Here is a 1,287-nt window from a genome sequence, read left to right on the forward strand (position 1 = left end):
GTCTATGCGGTGGTGCAATCGGAAACCGGCCGCGTGGTCTTCAATGCGGCCCGCAGCGAGATCGTAAGCCCGAGAAACCTCGACGGCCTGACCTATGGCGGCTTCGGCAGCGCCTGGGAAAACGCCCTGATATCGACCATCATCCGCCATGATGGCGGCAAGGGCAATTTCGAGACGGTGACGCTCGGCACCTCAGCCTATGAGGCGCTGGCCAATGGTTCGGTCGATTTCACGCTCGAAGTCTCGACCTGGGAGGGTGTCGACGCCGAGCTCAAGGGCGTCAAACAACGCAGCTTCGTCTATGCCGATTACGGCGTGCCTGACGAGCACACGACACTGATCTCTTCGAGCGAAGCCTATCTCCAGGCAAACCCCAAGCCTGCGGCCGCCTTTGTCCAGGCGACGCGGCGCGGCTACCAGTTCGCGGTCGATCACCCCGAAGATGCGGCAGCCCTGCTGATCGCGGCCAACAAGGATGCGTTGACCAATCCGGCGCTGATCCACGCCTCACTGAAGGCGCTGATCGACGGCCATTATCTGCGCAGCCAAAGCGGTGCCATCGGGACGATGGATCCGGCCAAGATGGGAGCGATCGGCGGCTATCTCTTCGCGTCCGGCATTTTGCGTGATGCCGACGGCAAGCTGGTTGCTCAACGCCCGGATTTCGGGAGCTATTTCCGCAACGACTATCTGAGCTAGTCTGGCAAAACCAAATGAGATGGGTCGCCAGTCTTTCTGGGCGACCGCGTGGAGCAGGTCGTCTGGGAGTGGCGCCCTGGCTCCCCGACAGCCAGTTTAATGCCGATCTGATCTTGTTGATTAACTGCCCGGCAATGGTTGCGTGCAAAGGTCGCCCTGAGGGATCATTGGGGTGTTTGCATTGCTCATATCAAAAAGCGAGGCGCTTTCGCACATCAGTGACGGCAGGATTTTGTCCGCAGCCCGAACGCGCGAAATCCTGGTGGATTTGCGCGAAGGTTTCTTTCGGATCTGCGCGCTGGCCTTCGCGGGCATGTTCGTCTACCGCGGCGTATCTCACCTGATGCTCGACCCGACCCGCATCAATGTGGCGCTGATGGCAATTTCCGAGATCCTGACCTTTACCTGGCTGCTTCTGTCGCGGCGACCACAGGTACGCGACTGGAACCCGCTGACGGTGGTTGTTTCGGTGGTCGCCAGCTTCGGTGTCGGCTTCATCGACCTGGAACCGGGCGTGGCCATCATCCCGATCTATGCCGCCGCGCCGCTGCAAGTCCTGGCGTTGGGGTTCGTGATCTGGGGGAAGAT

General features: G+C 60.6%; 1 protein-coding gene and 1 pseudogene. Both read left to right on the forward strand.

Annotated elements, in window-relative coordinates; all coding sequences use genetic code 11:
* The coding region (locus tag EN906_RS34430; protein WP_127375790.1) for an ABC transporter substrate-binding protein at positions 1-699 on the forward strand (699 nt) is incomplete at its 5' end.
* A 172-nt stretch (positions 700-871) separates the two neighbouring features.
* Positions 872-1,287: pseudogene (locus tag EN906_RS34435) on the forward strand (isoprenylcysteine carboxylmethyltransferase family protein); the annotation flags it as partial.

Origin of the sequence: Mesorhizobium sp. M7A.F.Ca.CA.004.06.1.1 (assembly GCF_003999135.1) — a bacterium.
Classification (GTDB): Bacteria; Pseudomonadota; Alphaproteobacteria; order Rhizobiales; family Rhizobiaceae; genus Mesorhizobium.